Below are 23,327 nucleotides of genomic sequence, written 5' to 3'. Positions count from 1 at the left end.
GGCCGCTCTAGTCAATCTTGCCGACCAGATACGTCTGTGACGCCCAACCGGCATTGGTTGAGGTTGATCCGGACCGAGCCCTGTAGCCAAAGGGCTCGAAGTATTTTCGGAGAAGCCATGACTTCGACCGCGTAGCTCGCGCGGCATATGGTGAAGGACCGGTTTTAGGCATCCTTCCATTTGATCGAGCAGCCGATGGACGGCTGTTGGTCAGCGGGCGCCACACCGGTCCGCGCAATCGCGCGCATGGCTTCGACAAGCTCTCGGGGCGCTTCCGCGCGGGGCGGAGTTTTGCGGCCTTCATCGAGCCGACCGCGGTACTTGAGCTTGCGGTCGGCGCTGTAACCGAAGAAGTCCGGCGTACACACCGCCCCATACGCGCGCGCAACTGCTTGGGTCTCGTCGTGCAGATAAGGAAACGGGAAACTGTGAGTCCTGGCGAAATGCTTCATATTCTCAAATGAATCTTCAGGGCGGCTCGCCGCATCGTTCGAGCAAATCGCCACAAAACCAATACCCTCCGACATGAGCACCCGTGCGTCCGCAACCATGCGGTCGATCACCGCTTTGACGTAGGGGCAATGGTTGCAGATAAAGACGACGACGGTGCCCTTTCCGCCGGCAAGGTCGTCCAGTCCGTAAATCTTACCGTCGGTCGCCGGAAGCCGAAACTCCGGCGCCGGCGTATCGAAAGTGACCTCGGTGGCCGTCATCGCCATCTCGCATCTCCTCGTGACGGAAATAAAGTATGTCTGTAATCGGGCTTCAAAGTTGGGCTCCTTTCGGCTGCAAACGGTGAGCCCGGGTCTCGAGGAACAAATCTTCCAGCCGTCGCGACCACTTGCAAGGCGAATACTGGAGGTTAAGGCGCGTATCAAGGCAGAACAGTATAGCAAACGCGAGCCGCCCATTCCAATTATCAGGCCCTCGCTGCGGCCAGCGTCGGAGATCGGCCAGATCGTTCCGCCGGTGTCGTCGCCCCCCCCCCCGGGGTAGTTGGGCTCTGCTTTCGTTACTGCGAGCGCGGCGGGAGGTCCCCAGACCTGGCGAACCAGCACCGCGACGCGAAGTCATGAATGGCACAGTGCGGCATGGAGGTGTTACTTCTATGCCATGCATGATGATGCGTGGGCTTTCGACACAGGATCGTCTGTGCTCCGTTCATTCGGACGGCGACAGGAATGCCTTGACCTCGTCATCGGATAGATCGATACGATAGAAATTCCGGTAGAAGGCGCGCGTCTCCGCGACCATATCGATATCGGTGAAGGCGTCGGGATAGAGCAGCTTCGCGAGCCACAGGAACTGCAGCGCCTCCTCCGACGTCTCGCGGCACCACCAGAACAGACCGCGCGGATTGGCGTAGACACGCCCGTTGCGCACGGCCTTGATCATGCTCCATTGGGGGCTGTTGCGGATCACCTCGACATCGCGGGCACGCAGAGTGATGATGACATCCGGGTCGCTCGCCACGATGTTTTCGAGAATCGCCGTGCCGGACGCATTCGGCCGATCGTGAAACCAGTTTTCAGCGACATTGATCGCCCCGCCCAGATCCATCCAGTCCTGGTTGAGCGAGGGACGGCCCGAGGTGGACAGCGGCGAGCCGGATGCCAGATAAACCTTCAGCCGCGCCGCAGGCGGAATCCTCTCCAACCGCTCGCGCACGCGGCGACGGTTACTCTCGAAATAAGTCGCATAGCGGCGGGCGATGTCGAGCGCTTCACCTCCGAAAATCTCGCCGGTGATCAGCGTACGCTCGACGATCGCGTCGATGGAATTGTAGTGGAAAGCGGCCACCGCGATCCCGGCCTGCGTAAGTTGCTCCATCTTCGCCGGAGGCAGCATATCCGGCACGAAAAGGATATCCGGCCGCAGCGCCAGCATCTCCTCGACGCTGATGCCCGCGGCGCCGCCCGTCCCCGCCAGCGAAGCGTTGACGATGCTCGGGACGAACTTGCGGAATACCGGCATCGATCTGACGATGCGCGTGGTGGCGACGATCCGATCGCCGTAACCAAGCATGGCGATGATCGAATTCTGCGCTTCCCAGGATGTCGCCACCCGCGTCACCGTCTGCGGCAGGCTAAGGTGACGGTCGCCGTAGTAAACGACCTCCCGCCGAGGCGACTCCGCGCTTGCCGCAACCGGTGCTGTGGTAAGCATCAGTAGTCCGAACAGGAGACACCGGATTAGCATTCATCGTTCTCCTGCTGCGATCAGGCGCTAGATTGCGGACGAACCGGCGTCCGGCAGACGAGGATCTTTCTTCCACCATATGACCGCCGTGCGCGTCTCCATTCGCAAATGGAGTCCGGTCGTATCCTGCGTCAGGTAGGGCGTGATGTTATTACGGAAGCGATCAAGCCCGTCCGGCGGTATTCTTAGCCAGCTGAAATGAGCGATGAGATCGTCCCAGCCGCGCCAACTTCCGGAGAACCCGTCCGGGAGGTAGCCGACATTGGCTTCAATGCCCATATCGATGAGACGATTGAAGACGAGCGCGTAGCCTGCCATCGGTGACCGATAACCGCCATTGCCGCGCGGAGGCTCGGGTTCGATTCCTGTCACCAGCGTATCGTGAAAGCTCTTCAGGCTTGGCCCGCAGAACGTCATCACGAAGACGTACTTAAGGGCAAGCGCATCGAGCTTCTTCAGGTCACGCATTGCCGGAGATCGGGAGGCCACCACGATGTCGTGCAGCGGCACGTTGTCTCCCGGCACGACCTCATCCCACGACAGGTGAAGCGGACGGACGTTCTGGAGACTGCGTGCCGCGACATTTGCTTCAAGGTGATCCAGCATGTCGCGAGAGACGTCGATAGCCGTGACGAGGCGCGCCTTCTCTGCCGCCTGCAACGTGATCCGGCCAGGCCCGGCGCCGACATCGACGACAGTATCATCCGGGCTTATCTTCATCGCGCCAATCTGCAGGCGGGTATAGTCCGCCTGCATCGCCACGTAGCCATTGTACCGATCCGCGAATGCATTCCACATCGCCGGCTGCGACATCGCCGGCGATGTCGACAATGCATCGAGAAGCTCCCAATCGATCAGACCGCTTGCCATGGTTGCTCAGAACGTCACCGAAGCCGAGACTCTCACCTCGCGCGGCGCGCCGAGGAAAGCTGTGTTCGATCCGGGCACGCCGTTGATACTGCCCGGGAAGATTGAAAGCCAGTAACGCTCGTCGGTGACGTTGTTGGCGAAAACTCGGAACACCGCAGTGTTCTTGTCGGGTAGCGTCATGGTGTAGCGCATGCCGAGATCGAGGGTGATGTAGTTCTTGACCATGAACGTGTTGATATTGTTGCCCGCGCGCTCGCCGGTGTAGTGCACATTGGCATTGAACGCGAGGCCCGGAAACCGCTCCACGAAATACTCCATCAACAAGTTTGCCTGCGCACCGGGAACGCCGACGACCTTGGTATTGCTGGTGGCCGGATTTCCGGTATCCTTCAAGCGCGGGTCGAGCAACGTCAAGCCGCCATAGACGTTGAAGTTGCGGAAAATCTCGCCGTAGAGACCGAACTCGATACCCTTGTTCTCCTGCATCCCTTGGACTCTGAAGATATTATCCGTATCGGCGAAGGCAAACGGACGTTCGATCTGAAAAATCGCGAAGGTGCCGTTGACCTTGCCGAAATTGACCTTGGCGCCGGCTTCCAACTGTTTGCTGCGATAAGGTGCGACGCTCTGCCCTTCATTGAGCGCGCCAGCGGGCGCCGAACCACCCTGCTCAAGGCTGTTGGCATAGGCGACATAGGTCGTGATGTTCGACATCGGCTTGAACATGATCGCGCTGTTGGGCTGAACCCTTCCTCTTTGTAGCCACCGGTGAGAACACCGCTCGTGTTGTAGTTCTTTACATCGAACCAGCTATAGCTACCGACCAGCATCGCCGACCAATAGGAGTTGAAGGTGATGGTGTCGCCGACGATCGCGACCTGCTGGCCATTGCTCGATGCTATGTAGCGTGGGCCGTGCTTGGTGATTCCGGCCGGAGTTGGCCATTGCACGGGATTGGCGATACTCGCCGCTCCGAGCGGGATGCTCGGTGTGGTATTGAGCGCCGAGTAGATATCCCAGATAAAGCCCGTCGTGCCGACCACGAGTTCATGCTTGATATCTCCCGTGAACACCGTGCCGTTCAGATTGGCCGTGTTGCTGAGAACCTGGAAACGACCTGTGACCGAGGGTGAGAGCGAATTGTTATATGCACCAAGGTTACTGGTGAGCGCATTGGTGACCGTCGGCAGCCAGCGGTCTGCGGTCTGATGAAGCACGCCGCCGGTGAAGCTCCAGTTGTCGTTGAACTCGTGCTTGATCCGGCCGCTATAAGTCGTGGTCTCCAGATCGAACCCCGAGAACGTCTGGCCGTAGCCGACGCGCGTGGGATCCGGCGCGTCAGGCAGGCGAATGGCATTGCCGTACGCGAAACCGCCCGGAAATCCGAACCTCTCGAAATTGTAGTGACTGGCGTTGAGTTCAATGAGCGTCTTGTCGCTGAGATGCAGATCGAAAGCGCCCGAAATCAGATCACGGTTCAGGTCACTGCCCTTGACATAGCCGGCGCCCTGCTCCTTGAGCAGATTGATGCGGTAGCCAACATTCTTCGCTTCTCCGATATGCCCGCCAAAATCGCCGTGGGCCAAGATCGCCGAACTGGTCGCATGGCTGCCGCTGAAGCGACCATAAAACGTATCGGTCGGCCGCTTCTGAATGAAGTTGAACATGCCGGCCGGGCTCGCGGGTCCATAAAGTGCGCCCGTCAGCCCGTTGATGACCTCGACACGCTCATACATTTCGATCGGCTGGGCCGTGGTGGCGACGACATTCATGCCGTCGAGATGGCTATTGGATACAGGATTTCCTTGCATGCCGCGGGTTTGCGGGCGACCGACATCGGCGCCACCGCGCGCTTCCATCTGTGATGACGGCATATACTTCAGAAGGTCCGGAAGGCTGGTGGCAAAGCGGTTCTCGATGAAAGTCCTGTCCAGAACGTTGATCGCTAAAGGCGTGTCGAGCATCGCTCGCCGCTTCAGCGGACCGACTTCGGCGCTCTGTGGCGTGAATCCGCTAGGGCCGGAATTGTCGCCGTAGGGCGACGCCATTGGCTGCTGTTGCTGATTCTGCGGTGCCGCAGCCTGGCGCGGGCTCCGTGTCGCGCGACTGGGAGCGCGTGCATTCTGCGTCGTGTTTCGCCGCTGCGTAGCTCTCGGATGCTCCGCTGTGATCGTTACCGCTGGAAGCTGTCTCGTATCCTGCGCCATGGCCGACGCGCCATACGATGCGCTGCCGATTAGGATACCGACAAGCAAATTGCTCTTCACGATTGCAGCCTCCAGAAGGCGCCGCAGGGACACTTCCCTTTCACGCCGCGACGATTCGTAATATACATACATATATATTGATCGTCATACGGAAGTAATTTTTCAGCGTCAAGTATCGCCGCGGCGAGTGCGCAATCAGGCGACACGGTTGTAGTTTGTGACGATCTACTCGCCTATAACGGGAAATGCCGGCGATAATATTGGGACTCTGGCAGCTTGAGCAAAACGGCTTCATCCGATCCGGCCATACAGAAACATGGCATATCCTTGGCAGCCTGCGAGGGATGGTTGAGGATGCGCGGGAGCTGTGTGATCGTCCGGTCAAGCGCAAGACCGAGGTTCAGCATCGTGTCGAGGAGATGCTTGCCAAGCTGCCGCCGGAGGAAACCGCGTCATTCATGTTCGAGCAATGGTGGGCGGCAGAGCTTCCAGGCCGAGGTTATTCCCCGCAAGATGCGACAGGCTTCGATGAAGCGAAATGGCAATCGTTCGAGCACGCCCTCATGAACATCACGACGCAGATTCGGCTCTCAAATTGGAGATGAGGCCGAATCCTGGCTGACGACAGCGAATGAAAAAACGAGCGGGCAGTCGCCACTTGCCGCTGCGGTCAACGAAAGCGGATATCATGACGCAATCCGCGCGCTTGCCGACAAGGTTCGCGAGAATGAGAAATTGCAGCGTGCGCGTGAACGCAAGGACAAGGCCGTAGCCGAACTCTCGGCCGCTGCCCATTCTCGCTACGTTGACCCCGTGCGTGCGGACCTTTGGATGCGCGGCAAACGGCATGAACTGGGCGGCAAGTCGCCTGAGGAATTCGTGATCGACGACATCACGCGCCAGCGGTGCATGGAGTTACTTCCGTCAAAGCGGTCGAAATGCTGAGGCCGCCGTCAAGGCGGGGAATGGGAGCCTAGCCGGGTCTAATCTTCCGTCGGGATCGCCGTTTCTCCGCCAGATTCTGAGTTTGGCCTGGCTGGGAACCTTGAAAATCCCGGCCATTGGCCGTACATTAATGGCTTGGGAGAAGAGCAATGGCCGTATCTGCAAAGAAAAAGAAGGTGGTTCGCAACCGCGTGCGCGGCGAGCGCCTTGAGACGCGCGTGACTTCCGACCAGAAGAACCTCATCGAGCGCGCCGCAGCACTTCAGGGCCGGACGGTGACGGATTTCGTGCTGACCAGCTTGCAGGACGCCGCGCGTCGGGCGATCGAGGAGCATCACCGTCTCGACCTCTCGGTGCGGGACAGCCAGGCTTTCGTTGAGGCGCTGATCAATCCGACGCCGGTGAATGCCCGGCTGCGCGAAACCGTTCGCCGCTACCGCGAGACGACTGGTGTTTGATGCGTGTGCGGTCGCGGGAAGGAAACGCCGCGGGTCGAGATTCTCGGCCCTCATCATGACCGATCAGGATTCGAAAGCGGCATCGAGCCGCTGGACAGGTACTTTCGGACGCAGGCCGGCCAGGACGCCCGAAAGAACATGGCGGCGCCTTTTGTCCTGGTCCTGCCTGACGGGACTCTCGCCGGCAACTACAGCCTTTCCTCGACATCCGTAAATCTCGCCGAACTGCCGGAGCGGGTTACGCGGAAACTGCCGCGCTATCCCCTCGTGCCGGCAACCCTCCTTGGTCGGCTCGCGATCGATCGCCGTCAGCAGGGCAAGGGCTATGGCCGCTTTCTTCTGGCGGATGCCCTGTATCGCATTGTGCAGAGCGAAATCGCCTCGTTCGCGGTGATCGTCGAAGCGAAAGACGATAATGCCCGCCGTTTCTATGAACGCGAGAGCTTCTTGCCGTTACCGGACCAGCCGATGAAACTGTTCCGGCCGATTGCAGACATCGAACGACTTTTCAAATAACGAATTAACGGGGGACAATGTCATTTTGGAAGAGCAGAAAGCCCGCAAAGGAAAACATCAGGCAATTCGAATCTGCAAAGACATGGCGTCGCTACGCCGATGAAGTTGACGGAACAACCGGCGAGACGAAAGAGCGCGGATCGTCCAAGGCGATTGACAGCTTCCTCTGAATGGCCTCAACGCCACGAATATGTTGCTATTGACCGGCGCCGGCTCGTAATTCTGCGTCGAAAACGGCGCCGTATCCAAGCTGAAGGCCAAGACGGCACCCGGTCTTCCCGATCTGTGGGACGCCGCCAAGGCTTCGGTTGGCGATACGAATTTCGACAAAGTGCTGGGAATCATTCCGAACGGCAAGGCAATCACGGACATCGAGAAACTGCTGACGCAGTGCAAGCTCTTTGTTGCGCTTTATAGCGAAACAGACGCGAACGGAAAGACCATCACCGGGTTCATCACGAAGGCAGAATCGGCGATTCTGGCACGCGTTGATTTCATTGACGCCGAAACGGATCTCACGTCGCATCAGGCCATGCTGCGTAAACTGGTGAGGCGTGGCGTACGCAAGCCACGCACGAAGCTATTTACCACCAACTACGATCTTGCTTTCGAATATGCCGCCCGGCTCCAGCGATTTGTAGTGATCGACGGTTTTTCGCACGCAGCCCTGCCGGTCTTTGACCGCTCCCACTTCGAACTCGATATTGTCCGCCGTGATGCGAAAGATGCTCCTGACTATCTCGACAGCGTCGTTCAGCTCTACAAGCTGCATGGATCGATCGGTTGGCGTCGTACGACAACCGAGATCATCCGGTCGCGCGGCGATGAAGGAAAACCAGTCCTGATCTATCCGCGGGACAGCAAATATCAGGAGGCGTTCGAACCACCTTATCTCGATATGATGTCAGCCTTCCAGTCGGCGCTTCGCGAGCCCGACACCACGCTGCTGGTTGCGGGCTTCAGCTTCAACGACAGTCACCTTGCACAGCCGGTTTTGGCTGCATTGGAGAGCAACATGAGTTTCCGGCTCGTTGTTTGTGATCCGGTGTTTCTCGATTCGAAGCTAATTGAAAAAGACCCCGTGACGGTGGGGAGCGATGCCGCCAAGAACAGCTTCCATCAGCAACTTATTCGCCTGATTCAGGCTGGCGATGAGCGCGTGATGCTGTTGAACGGGCGCTTTGCCGATTTGACCCTCGCGGTGCCTGATCTTGTGGCCGAAACGGAACGTGAGCGCCATGCCCTACGAGTCAAGGCGCTTCGCGACGCGACCGGCAGCGCAGGTGCGAAGTCATGAGCGCAAGGAGCCTCGTCGATCCCGATCACTACATCGGCACTGTCACTCTCGTCGGCGCCTCGCTGGTCCAGGCGAATCTTCCTCAAGCCAGGCGGTCAGCGTTAGATGACGAGCAATCTGCACAGCAGACTTGAACTCCTGATCCTCGCCCTTCTCCCGAAGGATTTGTCCGAGCAGGTGATATTCGTCGTCTCTTGCCGAGTAGCGGAATGATGTGCCGATTGATACGACCGCGATCGACATAGAGCGAGCTTTCCTTTTTCGGGCGATTTCCCTTGCCCAGGATCAGCTTCTTGTCGGTCGCGTCGAGATATCGTTCGCAGAGTTCCTTCACCGTGAGGGCCTTACGACGCTGCATCCGTTCTTCGGCCGGGTCTTCTCGCCGAGGACTGACGGACTTGCCTATGCGCGCGCATATCGCCCCTTGATGCATCATGGTCGCGACTTCTCCCGGATGGCCTGCACAACCACATCGATGTCGCGAGGCTCAATCCCGAGTTCTCGGAAGCCGCTCCGCGCCGCGACGTTGTCGATCTGCATGAGTTCGACCTGGTTGCGCGTCAGCGGCGCGCCAGGGACGAGTTCGGCGACGATGGCGAGCGCGCGCCATGCCCAAAACGGCACAGGCATCAAGCGTGCGCGCACGTCGAGTAGCCGGGAGATCTCCTCGACCAATTCCCTGTAGGAGTAGACACGCGGTTCGCCGAACTCGAACAGACGTGCCTCGGGATCACTCGCCCCCAGCGCGAGTCGCGCTATGGCTTCCGCGACATCTTCAACATATGCTGGCTGGAGACGCGTGTCGCCGCTACCGAACAGCGGGTACACAGGAAGGATTCGCAACAGCCTCACGATCGTCGTCAGAAATGCGTCGTCGCTTCCCGTCATGACCGCGGGGCGGACGATGATCGAATTCGGAAATGCGGCTCCAACGGCTTCCTCCCCCTGCCCTCTTGCCCGGATATAGGCGGATGCCGCGCGGGGGTTGGAACCGATTCCGGATATCTGGATGTATCGCACAGCGCCGGCCTCTCGTGCGGCGGCTGCCAGTCTCGAGGCGGCCTCGACATGGACCCGTTCGAACGTAACGTCGCCGCGCTCGGTATAGAGGCTGACGGCGTTGATGACCGTGCTCGCGCCTGAAACGGCGGCAGCAACCTGTTCCTGATCCAGGATGTCGGCTTTTACGGCGGACAGGGATCCACCGTAAACCTGTGGACGCTTTGCAAGAGTGGAATGGCGCGATGCCGCACGGACAGCGGCGCCGTCGTCAAGGAGGTGCTTGACGATCCTGCGTCCGAGAAAGCCCGAACCGCCGAACACCGTCGTCAACTCAAGCCTGGAACGCGCCTTGCCTGATGGTCTTGCTGCGTCCTCCATCCTTTTCAACGGTCTTGGCCGCGAAGCGTTCGACCGAACGCGTTTTTCAGGACAGAAGGTGGCCCGGCAAGGTGCTGGGCGATGGCGGGGGTGCCCAATAGTGCGGCTGTCGGGAGTGAGTCAGATCGCCGCAGTTAAACTCCGCGATTCTACGCTCCGACTCTCTTCCAGGTGCTTCCACGAGTCATCTTTTGACGACGCAAATTGGAAAACGAAAGCCTCCTAGGAAACATAATGTTTTCAGTGGCCTATAGACTGGTTGCGGGGGACTCGCAGATACTGATACCGACATTCCTTAGAAGTGGCGATTTAATTTGACCCCGGGTGTACCACCGAGCCTGCAGTTGATCTACTTTAGGATCTGGATAGGGAAAATCGGTTGGCCGCGTGTGACCATCACGTGCTTATGTAGCCAGAAGGGGGACCTGTCAGGGCCGCACACTCCGATCGGCTACCACCGTGAACAAGATCGTGCAAATTCTTGGGGATCACCTCGCGGGCCGAACGTAAAGGTGTTCTCGACAAGGTGCCCGGTTTTGCGAACCCCTTCGGCAAGGCCATCCGGTTTTCCGTCGATGCCCGCGAGACCCGGCGCAAGCATTTCGAGAAGTCCGACCTCAAGGCGATCTTCGAGTCGCCGGTTTATGCAGACGACGAACGCCCGGCCGGTGGCGGTGGCGGTGGCGAGGCGGCTTACCGGCCATGTTTTGCCTCCCCGGCTCGGCTCACTAACCTAGCCGCAGGTTCTCCGCGCTCTCTTTGCCGCGGTTCGCCACGATCTCGTAAGACACCTTGGCGCCCTCTGCCAGGCCGGTGAACCCGGCCTTCTCCACGGCTGAGATATGGACAAACACATCCTTACCGCCGGTTTCCGGCTGGATAAAGCCATAGCCTTTCTGCTGGTTGAACCACTTCACAGTTCCTGTCGCCACGTTGGTCGTCCCCAAAACGTTGAAATGTGAATACAGCCCTAAGCAGTGGCGGGAAGCAAGGCACAATCCTGCCGATGGTGAGCCGGCGGAGGCGTCCTCTTCGCTAGGGGCGCCGATCGTAGAATCGATTTTCACAGTTCGAGCGTGAATTTCACATATACCATTGAAAATTATCTATTTTCATGAAACTTTTTCCCCTAGTGTTCTTTTCATAAATCGGTATCGAGATTCATGAAATCTGGGCAACGGAAGCCATTTTCAGAGACTATCATCGCTTTTCACGGTCGCCCGCTGCCGGAAGCCGCCATTCCGGTCGGTTATGCGGCCTTGATCGATGCCTTTGAGCTGGCTGTCCCGGCGCCCATCCGCTTGGCCGCAATCGGCCCCCGACACAAGGTCTACGAGGCCGACGGCTGGAAGCTCTATACGCCGCGTCACCGGCCCGAAGCCAATCTCGGTGGCCACCTGACCTTCGCGCTGCGTTACGAAGGACTCGATCTCGCCGTTCTGAAGCGACTGTTCCTTGTCACGGGGCCAGAGCCGATCGCGACTCTTGTCCGTGCAGCGCCAACAGGCGCCTACGCACGGCGGATCTGGTTCTTGTACGAATGGCTGCTCCATGTCCGGCTCGACCTGCCTGACGCAACGCAGGGGAGCTACGCTCTTGTCGTTGACCCGGGGCAGCAATGGGCTATCGACGGAACGACATCATCGCGCCATCGCGTGAAGAACAACCTGCCCGGCACGCCCGCCTATTGCCCGCTGATCTTTCGCACGCCTCTATTGGAACACCTCGTCGCCCGCAATCTCAGCGATGAAGCACGACGTCTTGTGGCCGAAATACCCGCCGACCTCCTCGCCCGCACCGCGGCCTTTTTATTGCTCAAGGATTCGCGATCGAGCTTCCAGATCGAGGGCGAGGATCCACCACAGGACCGCATTCAGCGCTGGGGGTATATCATTGGCGAAGCAGGCCGACGCCCGATCGACCGCGCCGAACTGGAGCGCTTACAGCGCATCGTCATTGGTGATGCACGTTTCGTCCATCTCGGATTAAGAGATCAAGGTGGGTTTGTCGGCGAGCACGATCGACTGGACGGCACACCCATTCCCGATCACATCAGCGCACGACACCAGGACCTGCCTGCGCTGATCGATGGCCTGACGGCTTTCGATCGCGGCGCCGCGCAAAGCCTCAACGCGGTACTTGCCGCGGCCGTTCTCGCGTTCGGCTTCGTCTATATCCATCCATTCGAGGATGGTAACGGTCGTCTCCACCGCTACCTCATCCATCATGTTCTGGCGGAACGGGGCTTCAACCCACCTGGTCTTGTTTTCCCAGTATCGGCCGTCATCCTCGATCGAATCGACGATTATCGGCATGTGCTGGAAAGCTATTCGCGCCGACTATTGCCATTCATTCGCTGGCGCCCGACGGACCGGGGTAATGTCGAGATCCTGAACAAGACGGCCGACTTCTATCGCTATTTCGACGCGACACCCCATGCGGAGTTTCTGTTCGAATGTGTCGTGCGCACCATCGATGTCGATCTGCCCGCCGAAACCGCGTTCCTCCGGGGCTACGATAGCTTCAAGACCCAGGTGAAGCGGATGATCGACATGCCGGACCGGGTCCTTGACCTGCTGTATCGCTTCCTGCGGCAGAACGAGGGCAAGCTATCGAAGCGTGCGCGCGAAAAGGAATTCGCGGCCCTGACCGACGACGAAGCAGCGGAAATCGAGACAATCTATGCGGACCTTTAACGCTTAGGCTTGCGTTTACGCCGAAGTTCGAAGCCAGATTAAAGGCTCTGCGCGGTGAAATGAAGACCCGAATCCCAAGGATAGCCAAGGCGCTGGCAGAAGCGAGCGGAGAGCCTCTGAGCAACACAAAACGGCGTTTGGACAAATTGTCGTAGCCAAGTTAATGCGCGAACAGCACCTCGCATTCGCCATCGAAGACAAATGGCCGATGAGCGTGCTGGAAATCCATCATACCAACTAGCGGAACGACTGAACCGCTCAGTGTCCCGGCAGGTCTCTTGACCTCCGACGTCACGTCATGTGCGTCGCATCGATCATCAGGAGAGAGGGCTTGCCACCTTTGCGCGCCCGTTCGGCAAGGATATTGTTGAACACACCGAGGCGGCTCCAGCGCACGAACCGATTGTAGATGGTCTTGTGAGGACCATACTCACGCGGCGCATCGCGCCAGCGCAATCCATTCCTGAGCACGAAGATGATCCCGCTGATCACCCGTCGGCCGTCAACCCTCGCAATCCCGTGCGACAAAGGAAAATAAGGATCGATCCGGCGCATCTGCGCCTCCGATAGCAGTAAAAGATCACCCATGGCGATGCCTCCGACATCACCATTGAATCAGCCCGCCTGCACTCTCGCAATAGATTTAATAGGTCCTGAGCCTAGGGGTGCTTGTGCTAAGTATCGTTGCCACTCCTTCTATAATAAAGATAATAAAAATTGAGATCGACCGACGTCTTGCAAAACGTTTATTTCGTGGCGCCCGGAGGACGATGCGTCAGTATTCGGTCGGCCTCGTCATCAGTCAGTTCATACCTATAGAAGGTCTTGTAGAAATATTTTGTCTCCGCCACCAAATCGAGGTCCGAGAACAGATCTGGATAAAGCTTCTTTGCAAAGAACATGATGAGAAGCGGAACTTCACTGCTGTGGTCCCATCGGTAAACGCCATTCGGGCTGATGAATGCCCTCTTATTTATGACGGCAGGCACCTTGCTCCATTTCTGGTCTTTCAGCACAAGATCGGTGTTGTCCAACCAGCCCATAAAGATAACATCAAGATTCCACGAGATGAACTGTTCCGCCGGTACGCGGTCGATAACGTCTCTGGTTTGTCCTGAGGCGCGGGGCATTCCACCCGCAACTCTCATGGCCCACCAGGTGGGTGAGTTCTTGCTGTGCGTCGTCAGGACATCCGGTCCGCGAACATAGTACACACTGGGCCGCTCACCATCCGGAATGTCCTTCGTCTTCGAATAGACATAATCAACTTTCTCGTCGAAATACCGGCTCCATGCCCCCGCCTTCTTTTCTGCTTCCGGACCAAAGATCTGGCCATGCATCAACACATCTTTTTTTCTGTTTCTTTTGTAGGCTTCGAAGGAATCCGTTTGAGCCTGGTCAGGCACCTGAGTGACCACCACTGGAATCCCGGCGGCAGCAAGCTTTTGTATGATCGCTGGCCTATCCCAGAAGAAGACAACGTCGACCTTCTTCGCAACGAGTTCCTCAACATTCGGATTGACGGCAGACTTTACTTCGATGTCTCCTGCAGCGCTGAATTCAGGGAATATCGTCCTTGCCCATGGAGAGGTCACTCGCATCGACATCGCCATTTTCTCGATCTGGTCCAGGAGAAGCATTCGTTCATACGATGTGATCAGTAGAGATGCGGCTCTCTGAATATGAACGGGGACGGTGACTCGCCTCCCCGCCATATCGACAATCTCTCTCATCTCTATTGACGGGTGACCTTCGTCACTCCAAGCCGATACGAGTGAATTTTTGCTCGCAACTAACATGAAGGTCACGGCGATTGCTATGCCCGTCGTGACGGCTAAAAGAGTTGACGGTCGCAGTAAGAGCTTTCGCATTTAACTAGAATTTGACGCTTGCGGAGGCGAATACGTCAAAAGGCTTACCGGGAGTCAGCGCGTACGTGCCCGCGGCGGAGCCGATCAGGTTCGCGGGGAGAACAGATGCCCAATAATTTTCATTTGTGACGTTATTGATGTTCAAGCGGAATGTCGTTTCATATCCCCACACGAGGGTCGTATATCTCGCATTCAAATCTAGTGTCGTGAAGCTATCCAGATAAACCGTATTGGCGTTATCCGCCGCCCTTCTGCCTGTGTGGCGGACATTTGCTCCGACAGTCAGGCCGGGGATTTGCGGCAGGTCGTACTCAATGAGCAGGTTCGCGGCGACGCGCGGGATATTTACAACGTCCTTTCCGGAAGTGGTCGCAATATTCGTATCGTTAAGCCTGGGATCGAGCAGGGTGACTCCCGCCATTACGGTCGTGTATTCGCCTACGCGTCCCGAGGAGAACACCTCGAATCCCCTGTTCACCTGATTGCCGATAATTCGGTACGTTCCATCCAGATCCACAGCTGCAAACGGTCTTTCAATACGAAAAAGGGCCGCACCAACATCTATTTTACTAACGCTGACTTTCACGCCCGCTTCGTACTGCTCGCTCCGATAAGGCGCGATAGGCACACCGCTGTTAGTCGCATTTCCCGGCGCTATCTCACCTTCCTGAAGGCTTGAAGCCCGAGTAATATAGGTCGTGACGTTCTCGACCGGCTTGAACATAAGGCTTGCGCTGTAGCTGAAGCCACTATCCTTGTAAGTTCCGGACGCGGCGAATGGCGATCGAATGACCTCGTTGTCAATCCATGCCTGATTTCCCGTTAACATCACCCCCCAGTACTTGTTGAAGGTGATGGTATCGCTCATGACAAGATTTTGAGCGGTGCCCGTAGTTCCGGTATACAAACTACTTTTGGAAGGAAAGGGAAAGTACGGATATACAGTGGGTGAATTGATATTCGAATTACCAACAACGACGGACGGGACAGTGTTCATGAACAAGGTATCGATTGTTTGCCCATTGGTCCCAAGAGTTATCTCATGACCGACTCCGTAAGTATCGAACTTTCCCGTGATGAACACGGAGTTTGACCATATTCGAAAGTCTGTGACCGGCTGCATACTCAAACGAGACGTATAGTCTCCAGCGTTGTTCGTGAACGTATGGAAATATCGGGGCAGATAGCTCGTAAAATACATATAAAGCGCACTTGCACTTACCTTCCAGTCATCGTTGATTTGATGTGTCAAACGCCCCGTTACAGTGTCAACTTGGCTGGTACCTAGATGATAGCTCTGTCCATACCCTTTCTTCGTTGGATCGATCGGGTCCGGAAGACCAACAGAAGCTATTCCGAGGGCGTTCTGCGAATATAGGAACTGGCCTGCGTAACCCTTTTCAACACTCTTCGAGTGGGTCACGTTTGTCTCGAGGGTGGTCTGGGGGCTAATCCGCCAGTCCAAGGCCAGGCTGCCAAATTGGCGTCCAAATCGACTGTCGGGCACCCAACCTTCACCATCTTGATAAAGACTGGTAAGCCGCGCCGCGACGCCCGTGCCCAGGACTTTGTCGCCTATCAGGCCAGAGTTCACGTCAATGAAAGCTTGGCCGATGGCATCACGGCGATACGAACTCGATATCTCGCCGCCACGCTCCAGTGTTGGGCGCTTCTGCACCAAGTTGAAAGTACCGGCTGGATTCGCGACTCCATATAGGGATCCGGTCAGCCCGTTCAAAATCTCGAGCCGCCCATATCCCTCGGGAGCGACCGGCACAATGAAGGCTGTCATCCCATCGATGCGCGTGTTCCGAATGGCGTCGCTGACAAACCCACGCGTTTGAAGGCGCCCTTGTCCCCCGCTTGGACCTCCTCCGCCATTACCATAGTCAGAAATTTGTACCGAGGGATAATACTTAAGAGCATCCGCCAGACCGTTGACCTGACGATCCTTCATGAAATCGCTGGAAACCACATTCGCTGAGAAAGGAATATCCCGAATGTTCCGCTCTCCGAGCATACCGAGCATAACGTCGTTAACCCGATATCCTTCAGCGGCGGCACCTTGCTTGCCCGCGCCAGCCAGCGCCGGCCTTTGAGCTGAAGGCTGGGATGGACTGGCTTCTCCGCGGGCAGGTCGCCGGACTGCGGCCCGTGTCGGCATACTGCCCCTTTTTGCGGGGGCCGCCGCTCTTTTCTCAGGCGATGTCACTGTAACCGGCGGAAGCACGCTGGGCGTTTGGGCATGCACAGATAAGGGGAATCCGATGCCTGTTGTCGCCATTGCAACTGCGACAACAACTCTAGTGGAGCTGCTGGTTGCGTTTGCTCGCGCGTTCTCACTCATCCTCTACCCCGCTTCCTTGGGTTTTCTGAATCCCCATCGTTTACTCGTCGTATTCTGTTGAATATAGCGATTACCGCCCACAAGAGGACAAATGGTCGCATCGCAAGACTGTCCTCCTTGACAGGATAACGATATATTCATTAGTATATAATGAAGGCCACACAGATTCATCACGGCTTGCGGCCTATCGTGCCAGAAGCGTTGATTTGTCATGCAGCCAATTTGCAGGAGTCGAGTTTGAAACGAGCTCCGTTTGCTATCTTCGACGTCGATACGCGGCAGGCAAAGGCTGCTGGTGGATGGACTTACATGCCTCGAACGCTTCCCTATCGCGGCGATGTGGAACGCTTACTTGCACAGGCGTCTCGCCACGAGGTTCCTTTGGTGATCACCACATGCGTTCGCGGCAACATGCTGGAGAAGAGTCAGTTCGAAAATCTGTTTGACGACACCCTGTTCGTTCCGCTGGAAGCGAAAGACACCGAATGGACAACTCGCTGCGATCAGTATCGCAAGTTCTATATAGAGAAAAAGTTTCGGAGAGAGGATTTCCCCAACGACAAACCGTACCCGCCTCACGAAATTTTTCTCTACAGCATCAACGCACACCGGTTGATCGATATACTGAACATCGACGAATGGATCGTTTTTGGAAATGCCATGGAGGCTTGCGGGGACTTGGTAATATCAAAGCTCTTGGAGGGTGGACGCCGAGTAATCTACATTCCGGAGTTGATGGTTCCCGGCGTGAAGTGCGCCAACTGCGATCCTGTCACTTTCAAGAACGAAGTGTTTGCAGCGTGGCAAGCGCGTCGTGCAGACGCGATGTCGCTCGAGGAAGTGCTTAAGTATATGAATGCGCGTCTTCAGTCTTCACGCCTGGCAACGGTTGCATGAGGCGGGTCTTTCGCCCCAGCCTTTGACAGCGACGGGGTCGCGGACAGCGAACCCCGACTGCTCATGATGTTGTCGTCATCCCCTACCCACGCGGTCGGCGCTTTGTGGCTTCGAAAGAGGAAGGCGGATCGGGCGATCTACGGGAACAACGTCCGATGCGGGCCGGACAAGCGATGAGTGACGTTCTATCCACGCAGAGTAGAGGCAGTCTTCACGCGCGATTTTTACTTTCCCGGACAAGCAGCGGACTTCTTTTGTTAGCGCTGATGCTTGCGGGACTTTGTATTGCATCGTTGGGCTTGGGCAGGTACGCCATCAGCGTACAAACCATCATCCGCATCATTGGGGCATTGGTCTGGCCCGGCGAACAGCTACAGCCAGCGTGGACAGCGAATGAGTGGGTGGTGGTTGCACATTTCCGGCTTCCCCGCGTTATAGTCGCAGCCATTTCAGGAATGGGCTTAGGGTTATCGGGGGCGGTTCTCCAAGGATTGTTCCGCAATCCCCTGGTCGGTCCCAATATCGTCGGCGTATCGCAGGGAGCCGCGTTCGGCGGAGTCTTGTCGATTCTTCTGGGTGCAGGTGCACTTGGCATTGTATCCGGCGCCGTCCTTGGCGGGCTGTTCGCCTTGACCATCTGTTTCATACTCGCCAGCGCCTCCGGGAGTGGAATCCTCACGCTTGTACTTACCGGACTTGTCGTCAGCGCGTTCTTCGGAGCGGCCGTCGGCGTGGTGCAGTATCTGGCCGATCCAGAAAATCAACTGCCCAACATCGTTTATTGGTTGCTCGGCAGTTTCGCGAGTGCTGACTGGTCAGCGGTACTGACAATCATGGCTCCATTCATCGTGGCGACAACCATGCTTCTCATGATGAGCTGGAGGTTGAACCTTCTGGCCCTGGACGACCTCGACGCTTCAATGCTCGGAGTAAATGTCAAACGCCTTCGCTGGTTGATTATTTTTCTCGTGACCTTGATCGTTGCATCTCAGGTCGCGGTCAGCGGCGGTATCGCGTGGGTGGGGCTTATCATTCCTCACTTCGCGCGTATGATATTCGGCGCCGATCATAGAACCTTGTTGCCGGCGTCCGCCTTGCTCGGTGGAATATATGTCGTTGCCATGGATGACATAGCGCGCACGGCCTCCAGCCAGGAAATCCCAATCGGGCTACTGACCGCACTGGTTGGAACCCCAATCTTTGCCTGGCTGATTCACAAGAACCGCAATCGAGGTTGGCGTTCCGAATGAGGAATGACTCACGGAATTCTACTTCCGCGATGCAAGAACAACTCCGTGCAACGAGCATGTCGCACCCCTACCGGGAGTAACGCCAGATGGATATCTCGAGTTCGAACCCCGAAGCCGCCGTCTCATTCTCAAATCTTGGCCATGCGTACGTTCCCGATACGTGGATTTTTCGGCGGTATCATGCCTCCGTCAGGAAGGGGGAAATCTTTGCCATTCTCGGCCCAAACGGACGCGGAAAAACGACGTTGCTCAAGATCCTCCTCGGCGCGATTCAGCCTTGCGAAGGTACATTGCAGATTGACGGGGACGTCGCGTTCGTGCCGCAATTGTTCCAGGTCAGCTTTGACTTCTCCTGCCTCGACATGGTGCTGATGGGCCGCGCAAGGAAGGTCGGCCTCTTTACCAAGCCGAAGGCAAGCGATCTCAATGCGGCATCCGCCGCCCTTGAGAGGTTGGGTATCGCCCATTTTGCGGAACTGCCATTTCACCAATTGTCGGGAGGGCAACGCCAACTTGTAATATTTGCGCGTGCAATTGCTGCAGAGGCGGATATCCTGGTCCTGGATGAACCCACGTCGGCGCTGGACCTTCAAAATCAACAACAGGTGCTGCGCTGGATTTATGCTTTGTCACGCCAAGACGGTTTGACGGTCTTGATGACCACGCACCATCCGCACCATGCGCTTGCCGTCGCCGATCAAGCCTTGTTAATGCTCGGGTGCGACCGTTTTGACATCGGGCCCGCAAAACATGTTCTCACAAAAGAGGCGCTCTCCGCGTTATATAATGTAACAATGGCACGCGCCAGATTTCAGCATCGTGATCGCTCTATGGAGACATTGGTGCCGGTGTTCGAAGCGTGCCCTGACAGAACGCAATTGCTTGAAACGAGGGGAGTGTCGGAAGTTAATTCAACCATCATGTAGACCGCGGATCGCAAGGCGGATTCGACCGTTCGCCGTAACACCCACCCTATCCTATTCCTGGAAGGTGCCATGGTGAGGATGTCATTGTCACCGAGCAACTGATCTGCCCCCCGGAGTGGACCGATTGGTTTGTTAGTGGATTAAGTTCATCGCCGCCATATCCGGACGGAGGTGGAGCGAAGCGGAACCGGTGGCCGGATATGGCGGTGTCGCCGTTTCCGGTGCCGGTGGTCGGTAGCCCAGGCTGCTGTGAGGGCGGACAGTGTTGTAATGCCGCCGCCATGCTTCGATCAGCGCCTGGCCTCGGCGAGGCTGTAGAAGATCTCACTGTTGAGCAACTCGTCGCGAAGCGACCCGTTGAACCTAGCCATTCTCCCATGATGATCCCGGCGTGATGTAGAGCGTCTTCACGCCGATCTATCCCAGCCATGTCTGGACGGCAGTTGCGATAGATTCGTTCCATTACGGCCCGTATATGTGCTGGCGGGCCGCGCAAGATGAACAGGTCGGCCAAGGCCGTCAGAACATCTTCATGCTTAAGCTGCCGTGCAACGATGAGCGCCAGACATTCCCTGCTGGTCTCGTCAATGACGGTCAGGATGCGGAACTTGCGCCCGTCATGCGTGCGCCCTTAGACGAAGTCGTAGGTCCACACATGTCCCGGATATTCAGGCCGCCGACGGATGCATGACCCGTCGTTGAGCCAAAGGCGTCCCCGCTTTGGCTGGCGCAGCGGAACCTTCAGCCCTCGCGCCGCCATATCCGCTCAATCCGTTTATGGTTCACCGTCCATCCCGCATGATACAGCAATGCCGTCACGCGCCGGGTGCCGTAGTAACCATATTGCCTTTGTCAAGGCGATGATGTCCTCGGTCACTCTCGATGCCGTGTAACTGCTTGCCGAGATCCGCGCGGCGCAGGAGGAACTTGGTGAGCGGATCGGCAAACGCGGTCTTGCGCCATCGCCCGGCTTCCCCTCGCCAAGGACATCGCTGACTTCCAGTTCGACTGGCACGCCGATCAAACAGACACGTGTCCAGCAGCCAGCGGATCGCCGGCTGACCCGCTGGCGTTCGCCCGATCGCTCGGCACGACGGCCACGACCACCGAAGTGCGAGCCACACATCGCAGGCCGAAGCGACGATACAAGAATCGCATCCGCATGCCCTCAAGGCTGGATCCGTATCTCGCGATGATCGAGAATTGACTTGCCGTCGAGCCGCAGATCACCGCGCTGACTATCGTGCGCGGGCTCGCCGCAATCGATCCTTCGACCTTCAGCGGCAAGCAGCATTCGATTGTTCAGCGCCTGCTTCGATCCGTCCGGCAGAAGGTGCGGATACGATCATCGCATCCATGTCAGCGCAACCGATAACGCCGCCGGGCATGCGGCCCGGACCTGTGGACGGCGTTGCGTGTGATGATCACTCTACCCGCCCACAGTCCCTGGGAGCCGGCCACACCAGTGTCGGTTCGGCAACCAATCCCTAGTCCACTTCGCTACCATCATAGAAAACGTGACGATCCCCCAAGCAGTAGACCCGAATAGGGCCGCGGCAATCAACGTTTTTCGCATCGGGCAGTTCTCTTCAAGAAAAGCTGGCTCACTCGCTCGGAATCGCCGGAGCCGCAATCCGGATTGCGCATCCTCGAAAGCGCTCCCGCAGGTTCTCTATAAGACAAAAGGCCGCCGACTGGGGACGGTCTTTATGTTAAAGCGAGACGGCGCGGCTCTATCAGGTGCCACCGCTGCCACCAACTTTCTCGTGGCCATAACGTCGTTATCTGGGTTATCTTCTTCAGCGGTCTTTCGGCAGGGCCTTATCCATGAGCGTCAGGATCATTTAGAACGCTAAATTTCAAACTGAGACACCATCGGTTTTGTGAAGGAAGAATGGAATGTCTATCAACCGGAAGAATGAAGATCGCGCTTTGGACAAGGCCGAGCAAGAACTGGTTACCAAAACGCATCATCCCGAACTTCAGTCATTGGAAGATAAGGAACTGGCGAATCTGATCAAGCTTGTCCGCGAACGCCGGGACAAGGCGCGAGGGGAAGTTCAGCGCCGCAAACGGGAGATGCGTGGCAAGGCCGAACCGAAAAGAACTTCGGCAGCAACTTCAGCCATAGGAAACAAGATCAAACTTGAAGTTCTCGCGACTGCCTTGAAACGTCTTAATGCGGAGCGTTCGAGGCGCGAGCGTATGGCCTCGCAACTGTCGCAGTTTGAACTGTCGAGACGCGCGCTCAAGAACAGAAAGTCGCGCGAAGATAACACACCTTCGCCTCCGAACACTCGTCACGCTCACGAGGGCATGCGCAATATCGCGTCGAAACGCAGGGAAAACCTCATCCGCCCCATGGAACTTGGTCGCCAGCGCAAGGCAGCAGCCGTCGCCCAAGCAAAACGCGACAGCCGGTGAACGAACATGATGGCACAATCCTCTATCGGGAGACTTTAGATAAAGAAAAGACTTTCCCAAGGCTTTCGCCAGCGACGCCGTCACTACACCCAGCGGGCTCTCGGGAACGTATCTACGGCGTCATTGCGGCGAAGCAAGCCTGACGATGGCTGAAGCCTCGAAGGGCGAGTTCGCGCATCGTCGCGATCTCGGTGGTTGGCGACTGCTGTCGATCGAGCCGGGCCGCGCTGGCGCATCTTCCAAAGCATCTACCGACGGCCATTGCAAGCTATCGGCGGCAGGCAGATCAGTCAGGCGACCTCGATCCCGCGATTCGCCAATTCCTCGATCGTGTCGTCGAGAAGGAGACGCCAAATCCCGCCGCGTGCCGGGCTCGCCGATGCCACTCGCTATGCCCTGAGCCGCTGGGATGCTCTTTGCTGCTTCCTCAATGACGGCCGCATCGAGCTCGACACCAACACCGTCGAACGCGTCATTCGTCTGCTCGGACGAAAGAACCACCTGTTCGCTGGATCAGATGGCGGGGCTCAGCGCTGGGCCACAGTCTGCTCCCTCATCACCACGGCAAAGCTAAATGACATCGAGCCCTTCACCTATCTCAAGGACATCCTTGAACGCATGTCGGCCGGCCATCCCATAAGCCGGCTCGACCAGCTCTTGCCATGGACTGGCGCCCGGCAACTATCCTCAACTACGATAACGTGTCAAAAATGGACGCTTACGGCGAACGTAAGCGTCCATTTATCACACTCTTGTTCGATCGTTAGCGACCGCAATCTGTTCCTATCTTCAATTTGAAGATAGAGAGAATAGGATGACGAGCGAACATTGAGTGTGGAGACGTCGAGGCGAAGCTTTTTGGCGGGCGCATCACGAATCATGGACGCGTAGCGACTTGTATCAGCATCAAGATTGTGAGGCGCAAGGCATTCCGCTCGAGGCGTTTGGCAACTGGCGATAGTTGTTTAAAGTGGAATCACAGCGACCCGAACGGAAGCTACTGTATCGACGATACCCCCTATTGGAGCTTGTTGTCGTGGGGAA

General features: G+C 57.2%; 20 protein-coding genes and 4 pseudogenes. 12 read left to right on the top strand and 12 right to left on the bottom strand.

The window, feature by feature from the left end:
* Window positions 1-164 precede the first annotated feature (164 nt).
* From NWI01_RS14505 to NWI01_RS19730, 5 genes and pseudogenes are all read right to left on the bottom strand, one after another.
* Complete coding sequence (locus NWI01_RS14505; RefSeq protein ID WP_141384663.1) at window positions 165-719, bottom strand: thioredoxin family protein; 555 nt, start codon at window positions 717-719, stop codon at window positions 165-167.
* Between the two features lie 442 nt (window positions 720-1,161).
* Window positions 1,162-2,166, bottom strand: coding sequence for an ABC transporter substrate-binding protein (locus NWI01_RS14500; RefSeq protein ID WP_244613785.1), 1,005 nt, complete (start codon window positions 2,164-2,166; stop codon window positions 1,162-1,164).
* A 60-nt stretch (window positions 2,167-2,226) separates the two neighbouring features.
* Window positions 2,227-3,069 carry a class I SAM-dependent methyltransferase gene (locus tag NWI01_RS14495; protein ID WP_141384659.1) on the bottom strand — a complete coding sequence of 281 codons (843 nt, stop codon included), beginning with the start codon at window positions 3,067-3,069 and terminating at the stop codon, window positions 2,227-2,229.
* Between the two features lie 6 nt (window positions 3,070-3,075).
* Window positions 3,076-3,783: a TonB-dependent receptor domain-containing protein gene (locus NWI01_RS19735; protein WP_244613784.1), complete on the bottom strand. Its 708-nt coding sequence runs from the start codon at window positions 3,781-3,783 to the stop codon at window positions 3,076-3,078.
* Between the two features lie 1,013 nt (window positions 3,784-4,796).
* A pseudogene (locus NWI01_RS19730) lies at window positions 4,797-5,033 on the bottom strand (TonB-dependent receptor plug domain-containing protein); the annotation flags it as partial.
* Window positions 5,034-5,521: 488 nt separating this feature from the next.
* Between NWI01_RS19730 and NWI01_RS14485 the strand changes: the two are divergent.
* From NWI01_RS14485 to NWI01_RS14465, 5 genes are all read left to right on the top strand, one after another.
* Complete coding sequence (locus NWI01_RS14485; RefSeq protein WP_181410500.1) at window positions 5,522-5,881, top strand: hypothetical protein; 360 nt, start codon at window positions 5,522-5,524, stop codon at window positions 5,879-5,881.
* 130 nt (window positions 5,882-6,011) lie between these two features.
* Window positions 6,012-6,221, top strand: a complete 210-nt coding sequence (locus tag NWI01_RS14480; protein ID WP_141384655.1) for a hypothetical protein — start codon at window positions 6,012-6,014, stop codon at window positions 6,219-6,221.
* Window positions 6,222-6,370: 149 nt separating this feature from the next.
* Window positions 6,371-6,679 carry a type II toxin-antitoxin system TacA family antitoxin gene (locus NWI01_RS14475; protein WP_141384653.1) on the top strand — a complete coding sequence of 103 codons (309 nt, stop codon included), beginning with the start codon at window positions 6,371-6,373 and terminating at the stop codon, window positions 6,677-6,679.
* Between the two features lie 3 nt (window positions 6,680-6,682).
* Complete coding sequence (locus NWI01_RS14470; RefSeq protein ID WP_141384651.1) at window positions 6,683-7,195, top strand: GNAT family N-acetyltransferase; 513 nt, start codon at window positions 6,683-6,685, stop codon at window positions 7,193-7,195.
* A gap of 331 nt (window positions 7,196-7,526) precedes the next feature.
* A complete protein-coding gene (locus NWI01_RS14465) occupies window positions 7,527-8,492 on the top strand; it encodes an SIR2 family protein (RefSeq protein ID WP_141384649.1) in 966 nt (321 codons plus the stop codon).
* Window positions 8,493-8,534: 42 nt separating this feature from the next.
* Here the strand turns inward: NWI01_RS14465 and NWI01_RS14460 are convergent, their stop codons facing one another.
* The 3 genes from NWI01_RS14460 to NWI01_RS14450 all read right to left on the bottom strand — a co-directional run bounded on the left by NWI01_RS14460 (window position 8,535) and on the right by NWI01_RS14450 (window position 10,804).
* Window positions 8,535-8,735, bottom strand: coding sequence for a hypothetical protein (locus tag NWI01_RS14460; protein WP_141384647.1), 201 nt, complete (start codon window positions 8,733-8,735; stop codon window positions 8,535-8,537).
* A 189-nt stretch (window positions 8,736-8,924) separates the two neighbouring features.
* Window positions 8,925-9,872: a complex I NDUFA9 subunit family protein gene (locus NWI01_RS14455; RefSeq protein WP_141384645.1), complete on the bottom strand. Its 948-nt coding sequence runs from the start codon at window positions 9,870-9,872 to the stop codon at window positions 8,925-8,927.
* Window positions 9,873-10,600: 728 nt separating this feature from the next.
* On the bottom strand, window positions 10,601-10,804 hold the full coding sequence (locus tag NWI01_RS14450; RefSeq protein WP_079447843.1) for a cold-shock protein: 204 nt from the start codon (window positions 10,802-10,804) through the stop codon (window positions 10,601-10,603).
* Between the two features lie 231 nt (window positions 10,805-11,035).
* Between NWI01_RS14450 and NWI01_RS14445 the strand changes: the two genes are divergently transcribed.
* Entirely contained in the window at window positions 11,036-12,568 is a 1,533-nt protein-coding gene (locus NWI01_RS14445; protein WP_141384643.1) for a Fic family protein, read from the top strand.
* A 297-nt stretch (window positions 12,569-12,865) separates the two neighbouring features.
* Here NWI01_RS14445 and NWI01_RS14440 read toward each other — a convergent pair.
* From NWI01_RS14440 to NWI01_RS14430, 3 genes and pseudogenes are all read right to left on the bottom strand, one after another.
* Window positions 12,866-13,156, bottom strand: a pseudogene (locus tag NWI01_RS14440) (transposase); the annotation flags it as partial.
* Between the two features lie 158 nt (window positions 13,157-13,314).
* A complete protein-coding gene (locus tag NWI01_RS14435) occupies window positions 13,315-14,301 on the bottom strand; it encodes an ABC transporter substrate-binding protein (RefSeq protein ID WP_181410499.1) in 987 nt (328 codons plus the stop codon).
* Between the two features lie 142 nt (window positions 14,302-14,443).
* Complete coding sequence (locus NWI01_RS14430) at window positions 14,444-16,603, bottom strand: TonB-dependent receptor (protein ID WP_181410498.1); 2,160 nt, start codon at window positions 16,601-16,603, stop codon at window positions 14,444-14,446.
* A gap of 333 nt (window positions 16,604-16,936) precedes the next feature.
* Here NWI01_RS14430 and NWI01_RS14425 point away from each other — a divergent pair, with 333 nt between their 5' ends.
* The 3 genes from NWI01_RS14425 to NWI01_RS14415 all read left to right on the top strand — a co-directional run bounded on the left by NWI01_RS14425 (window position 16,937) and on the right by NWI01_RS14415 (window position 19,859).
* Window positions 16,937-17,683, top strand: a complete 747-nt coding sequence (locus NWI01_RS14425) for a hypothetical protein (RefSeq protein ID WP_141384636.1) — start codon at window positions 16,937-16,939, stop codon at window positions 17,681-17,683.
* A 254-nt stretch (window positions 17,684-17,937) separates the two neighbouring features.
* Entirely contained in the window at window positions 17,938-18,933 is a 996-nt protein-coding gene (locus NWI01_RS14420; protein WP_244613783.1) for a FecCD family ABC transporter permease, read from the top strand.
* A gap of 86 nt (window positions 18,934-19,019) precedes the next feature.
* The gene (locus tag NWI01_RS14415) at window positions 19,020-19,859 is read left to right on the top strand and encodes an ABC transporter ATP-binding protein (protein WP_141384633.1); all 840 of its coding nucleotides are present in this window, start codon (window positions 19,020-19,022) and stop codon (window positions 19,857-19,859) included.
* A 132-nt stretch (window positions 19,860-19,991) separates the two neighbouring features.
* On the opposite strand, the pseudogene NWI01_RS18990 reads toward NWI01_RS14415, so the two are convergent.
* A pseudogene (locus NWI01_RS18990) lies at window positions 19,992-20,736 on the bottom strand (integrase core domain-containing protein); the annotation flags it as partial.
* 1,022 nt (window positions 20,737-21,758) lie between these two features.
* Between NWI01_RS18990 and NWI01_RS14400 the strand changes: the two are divergent.
* The 3 genes and pseudogenes from NWI01_RS14400 (at window position 21,759) to tnpA (ending at window position 23,244) form a co-directional block, all read left to right on the top strand.
* Window positions 21,759-22,283: a hypothetical protein gene (locus tag NWI01_RS14400; protein WP_141384631.1), complete on the top strand. Its 525-nt coding sequence runs from the start codon at window positions 21,759-21,761 to the stop codon at window positions 22,281-22,283.
* 195 nt (window positions 22,284-22,478) lie between these two features.
* Window positions 22,479-22,949 (top strand): annotated as a pseudogene (locus NWI01_RS20335) (transposase domain-containing protein); the annotation flags it as partial.
* 166 nt (window positions 22,950-23,115) lie between these two features.
* Entirely contained in the window at window positions 23,116-23,244 is a 129-nt protein-coding gene (tnpA, locus tag NWI01_RS20450) for an IS66 family insertion sequence element accessory protein TnpA (RefSeq protein ID WP_437179927.1), read from the top strand.
* Window positions 23,245-23,327: the final 83 nt, after the last annotated feature.

Source organism: Nitrobacter winogradskyi (assembly GCF_006539545.1).
Classification (GTDB): Bacteria; Pseudomonadota; Alphaproteobacteria; order Rhizobiales; family Xanthobacteraceae; genus Nitrobacter; species Nitrobacter winogradskyi_A.
This window is presented reverse-complemented; position numbering and strand designations above follow the sequence as displayed.

What these genes read in the sequence shown, in the direction of transcription:
- NWI01_RS14455 (WP_141384645.1), bottom strand. Translation starts at nt 9,872, where the DNA reads ATGGAGGACGCAGCAAGACCATCAGGCAAGGCGCGTTCCAGGCTTGAG.
- NWI01_RS14425 (WP_141384636.1), top strand. Translation starts at nt 16,937, where the DNA reads ATGAAGGCCACACAGATTCATCACGGCTTGCGGCCTATCGTGCCAGAA.
- NWI01_RS14495 (WP_141384659.1), bottom strand. Translation starts at nt 3,069, where the DNA reads ATGGCAAGCGGTCTGATCGATTGGGAGCTTCTCGATGCATTGTCGACA.
- NWI01_RS14475 (WP_141384653.1), top strand. Translation starts at nt 6,371, where the DNA reads ATGGCCGTATCTGCAAAGAAAAAGAAGGTGGTTCGCAACCGCGTGCGC.
- NWI01_RS14460 (WP_141384647.1), bottom strand. Translation starts at nt 8,735, where the DNA reads ATGTCGATCGCGGTCGTATCAATCGGCACATCATTCCGCTACTCGGCA.
- NWI01_RS14485 (WP_181410500.1), top strand. Translation starts at nt 5,522, where the DNA reads ATGCCGGCGATAATATTGGGACTCTGGCAGCTTGAGCAAAACGGCTTC.
- NWI01_RS14415 (WP_141384633.1), top strand. Translation starts at nt 19,020, where the DNA reads ATGGATATCTCGAGTTCGAACCCCGAAGCCGCCGTCTCATTCTCAAAT.
- NWI01_RS14500 (WP_244613785.1), bottom strand. Translation starts at nt 2,166, where the DNA reads ATGCTTACCACAGCACCGGTTGCGGCAAGCGCGGAGTCGCCTCGGCGG.
- NWI01_RS14430 (WP_181410498.1), bottom strand. Translation starts at nt 16,603, where the DNA reads ATGCCGACACGGGCCGCAGTCCGGCGACCTGCCCGCGGAGAAGCCAGT.
- NWI01_RS14445 (WP_141384643.1), top strand. Translation starts at nt 11,036, where the DNA reads ATGAAATCTGGGCAACGGAAGCCATTTTCAGAGACTATCATCGCTTTT.
- NWI01_RS14435 (WP_181410499.1), bottom strand. Translation starts at nt 14,301, where the DNA reads ATGAGAGAGATTGTCGATATGGCGGGGAGGCGAGTCACCGTCCCCGTT.
- NWI01_RS19735 (WP_244613784.1), bottom strand. Translation starts at nt 3,783, where the DNA reads ATGTCGAACATCACGACCTATGTCGCCTATGCCAACAGCCTTGAGCAG.
- NWI01_RS14400 (WP_141384631.1), top strand. Translation starts at nt 21,759, where the DNA reads ATGTCTATCAACCGGAAGAATGAAGATCGCGCTTTGGACAAGGCCGAG.
- NWI01_RS14505 (WP_141384663.1), bottom strand. Translation starts at nt 719, where the DNA reads ATGGCGATGACGGCCACCGAGGTCACTTTCGATACGCCGGCGCCGGAG.